This is a genomic window from Vibrio sp. V30_P3S12P165 (assembly GCF_009904905.1).
In the GTDB taxonomy this organism is placed as follows: domain Bacteria; phylum Pseudomonadota; class Gammaproteobacteria; order Enterobacterales; family Vibrionaceae; genus Vibrio; species Vibrio fujianensis.
Window position 1 is genome coordinate 1 of the sequence record NZ_WXWH01000070.1, and the last position, 3891, is coordinate 3891.

Sequence of the window (3891 nt, forward strand, 5' to 3'; positions counted from 1 at the left end):
TTTAATTTGAAGAGTCAAACACTTTTTCAAATTTTCTTTTTTAGAAGTTTTCCCTCGACTAACACTGCCTGAAGCCTTGCGGCGTCTGCCGTGTCAGTGAGGCGGCATTATAGGGACTGATTTAGTTATGACAAGCTTTTTTTCAAACATTTTTTTTGTTTGCCTAAAAATAAATCAACCCATTAATTTTTGAATAAAATTCGAACATTTGAGGAGAGTCACAGCAATAGATTGGAAAAAGACCACACATATACGTAATATTCATGTGTCTATTTTGTTAATGTTAGATACGCCTCTTACTTTTATTCTGATAAGTAGTATTTTGATATGAATTCAAAGAAATCATTATTATTAACTCTCACTGCACTGGCTGCGATTGGTGCATTCATTTTTTCTCTATTTACAATTCACTCATCTGTGAGTTTTGTTCTAGGTGTCATGTTTTCGGCTATTATTTTATTACGCCTAAATAATACAGAGCAAAGAGTACCCAGCCCTTCTTCTGTAGAAGATTCATCACAGGCAACAAAAACCTTGTACGTAGGAAATCTGCCATATAAAGCGAATGAATCTCATGTTCGTGAGCTTTTTGCGAAATACGGTGAAGTTTTTGCGGTTCGCCTAATGAAAGATAAACGTACAGGAAAACGCAGAGGGTTCGGATTTGTTGTTATTTCTGCCCCTCAAGCTCAAGCGACTATAGATGCGCTTAACGAGACAGACTATATGCAACGAACACTCAAGGTTCGAATTGCAAATGACCCTAAACACCCTGAAGAGGAAATGGACGAATAGGAGAAAACCCTAGTTCTCTCAACCTTTCATTCAACGCGCCTTCTTGCCAAGGAGGCGCACTTGAAAAGATAGTGTAAGACTGCCCACTTTTTTCTCCTACTCCTAGACCCAGTAAACTTTGAACTCGACGCGCAATAGCCGATCCAGAATCAATCAGCATAACATCCTCTCCGAGTACACTTTGAATTTCATTTTTCATTAGTGGAAAATGTGTGCATCCGAGTACAGCCACATCTATTTTGTCTTTTAATGGACTTAAAATGGTAGCTAATTCGTTTAAATTAAGCGCCTTTCCTCGTAATTTTTCTTCTGCCATATCCACTAAGCGAGTGGAGCCTAATAGCTCAACTGGTTTGCCTTGCGCAAAATCTCGTATTAACTCGTGAGTATATTGGCGTGTTACTGTCGCCGGCGTGGCGATCAAGCCCACCCCTTTTGATGCCAAAAGCGATGCAGGTTTAATCGCAGGAACAACACCAACAACGGGAATAGATAATTTCTCACGTAAGGAAGGAAGTACTATAGTGCTCGCCGTATTGCAGGCGATGACCACGAGGTCGACTTGATACTCTTCTACTAGTGCTGCCACCAGCTTATTAACACGAGTGATCAGTACAGCTTGGTCAAGCTCACCATATGGATAAGCTTCGTTGTCTAACAGATACAAGTAATGCACGCATGGCAAAAGCCGGTGGATTTCTTGGAAAACCGATAGCCCTCCCACACCAGAATCAAACACTAGGACTTTTTTATTACTTAATGCTCGCACAAGTCTTACCTGCAAATTAAGGACTTGGCGATCATACTGGTTAGATTTGTTTTGGCAATGTTTTCGCTTGGTATCTTTAATGTCTCAATCGCTCCTCTCTTCACTTCAAGTTTAAAAAGAAAAACCGCCGATGTGGCGGTCTTGTTTGGCTCAATTAGAAGCGGTAGTCTGTCGAGATAAAGTACTGACGCCCTGGCGTGGCATAATCTGAGTACATCTCGTAATCTTTATCGAATGCGTTACTGAGCTTCGCATTAATATCCCAATTTGGATTCACAGCGTAAGAAGCGGTAAAGTTCCATAGACTATAGCTCGATAATCTTGTACTGCCATTAAAGCGCTCACCTTGGTAAAGATACTGCGAACCCAAAGTCCATTGGTTAAATGTTGCGTAAGCATTCCACTTAGCACCACGCTTAGATCGGTATGCTAATTGGGTCTTCTCTGTACCAGACTTATCGACAGGATCTTTATAATCTAAGTAGAACTCATGAGAGACGATATCCGTGTCGAATTTCACCTCTAGCTCTATACCTTTGATCTGTGCTTTACCGACGTTTTGCATGCCAGCGCCTTTCCAAATCAGCATATTCTCGATTTGGTTGTAGTAACCCGTTACTGTCCAATCAACAATCGAGACTAGGCCAGATAACGATAATTCCGTGTTTTCTGATTCTTCCGGTTTTAGATTTGGCATTTCGTAACCTGGATAGTATAAGTCAACAAAGCTCGGAGCACGAAAAGCCGTACCATGGCTTAAGGTTAATTCGTAGCCTTCGTAAACCTTCCAACCAGCAGCAGTTTGCCATGTGGTGTTGTTACCAAACTGATTGTTTTCGTCATTACGTACGCTGAGTTCTAACGTCCATGCATCGTAAACGTATTGGGTAATTGCACTCACACCAAAGTTCGTTCTTGGATTTTTTTTGGGATGATAGTCTTGAGCCGGTCCCCAACTATTTGCCGCAATATAGCCTTTTGCTAACTTCTCGGTACGGTAGTCCAAACCACCGCCAATACTCAATTGCTCGTTAACGCTGTACGAGTTCAACCAAATTGCATTGAACTGTTCAATAGCAACATGATCGCCGGTAGATTTGCTTTGACCTGACTTATGGTCATAGTTGTCTTGTTGACCATAAGCCAATTTTAATTCAGATGAGTAAACGTCTTTGTTGTATTCTAGCGATAAGTCCGTCCCTACATACTCAACTTCGCCAGTTTTTTTCTCATGGCCACTCCAAATACTGCTATTGTCGTAATCATACTCATTGTTATAAGCGCTAAGACCTACATAACCCGATAAATAATCAGAGAAGTTTTGTTGATAGCCCAACTTAAAATTTAACGTTTTGAAACCATGTTCATCGCCGTCATTCAATTCCGCTTGAGGCTTAACGTTAAAACCATCGGTTTTTTCGAACCCCACAACACCCTTAAAGTGCTTACCTTCACCCACAGTCTTAGAGACCAAAAACGTGCCCTTTTTATGATTATTTGAGCCATAACCTATAGACACTCGGCTTGAATCGTCATCAATAGTCGCACGAGTAATAATGTTAATTACGCCAGAGATGGCCTCTGAACCGTAGATAGAGGCACGCGCGCCACGAATGTAGTCAATGCGTTCAATAGAATTCATTGGAAATTGGTTAAAATCGATACCCCCCATCATTGCACGTGGCATACGAATACCATCGACTAAAACCAGAACTTGGGATGAACTACCTCCTCGAACGTAGATAGACGCGGATTGACCACGTCCACCGTACTGGGCAACTTCAACACTCGGTAGTGTACGAAATACATCAAACAGGCTATTGACTTGAAGACGTTTAATGTCCTCTTTTGTTATCGTGACGGTTTGTGCAAGAACGGCACCATCAATTTGCTTGAAGCGGTTTGCGGTCACCAAAACCGTTTCATCTGCGGAAACTTCTTGGGCTTGTAAATAAAAAATAGGTGAAAGCAGCGATGCACAGGTGATCGCAAGAAACGTTTTTCTCATTCTATTATCCTAAGTCGCGTAAATTCTACTGAGCAGAGATACCACTGCTAAACTCAGCTGCTGGCAGGTCTTCGGACTTAAGGGCAAAACCTACTAACTCGACTTCCCGCCAAAAGCAGTGTCTTGATTGAGCGTTCGTTCTCTCTTACCGCTGCGCGTCACAGACTTACAGTTGGGAAAGAATACGTTTAAAAAATAGATTAGATAAGGATAAAGCCTTTAATAATGGGAGCTAGTGCGTCTAAAACTGAAAATATCTACCCAATCCGTATCACTGTCTAAATTTTTCACATTCTCTTATGGTCTGTCTAACTTTTTA

The 3891-nt window shown here is 41.4% G+C and carries 3 protein-coding genes; 1 reads left to right on the top strand and 2 read right to left on the bottom strand.

Annotated elements, in window-relative coordinates; all coding sequences use genetic code 11:
- The first annotated feature begins 327 nt into the window (after positions 1-327).
- The gene (locus CAG57_RS13365) at positions 328-795 is read left to right on the top strand and encodes an RNA recognition motif domain-containing protein (RefSeq protein WP_099610052.1); all 468 of its coding nucleotides are present in this window, start codon (positions 328-330) and stop codon (positions 793-795) included.
- On the opposite strand, the gene murI is transcribed toward CAG57_RS13365, so the two are convergent.
- Both murI and CAG57_RS13375 read right to left on the bottom strand, forming a co-directional pair.
- On the bottom strand, positions 764-1564 hold the full coding sequence (gene murI, locus CAG57_RS13370; RefSeq protein ID WP_161428546.1) for a glutamate racemase: 801 nt from the start codon (positions 1562-1564) through the stop codon (positions 764-766). The genes CAG57_RS13365 and murI overlap by 32 nt on opposite strands.
- A 154-nt stretch (positions 1565-1718) precedes the next feature.
- The gene (locus CAG57_RS13375; protein WP_161428547.1) at positions 1719-3572 is read right to left on the bottom strand and encodes a TonB-dependent receptor domain-containing protein; all 1854 of its coding nucleotides are present in this window, start codon (positions 3570-3572) and stop codon (positions 1719-1721) included.
- Positions 3573-3891 lie beyond the last annotated feature (319 nt).

Coding starts and splice junctions, on each gene's coding strand:
- CAG57_RS13375 (WP_161428547.1), bottom strand. CDS start 3,572: ATGAGAAAAACGTTTCTTGCGATCACCTGTGCATCGCTGCTTTCACCT.
- CAG57_RS13365 (WP_099610052.1), top strand. CDS start 328: ATGAATTCAAAGAAATCATTATTATTAACTCTCACTGCACTGGCTGCG.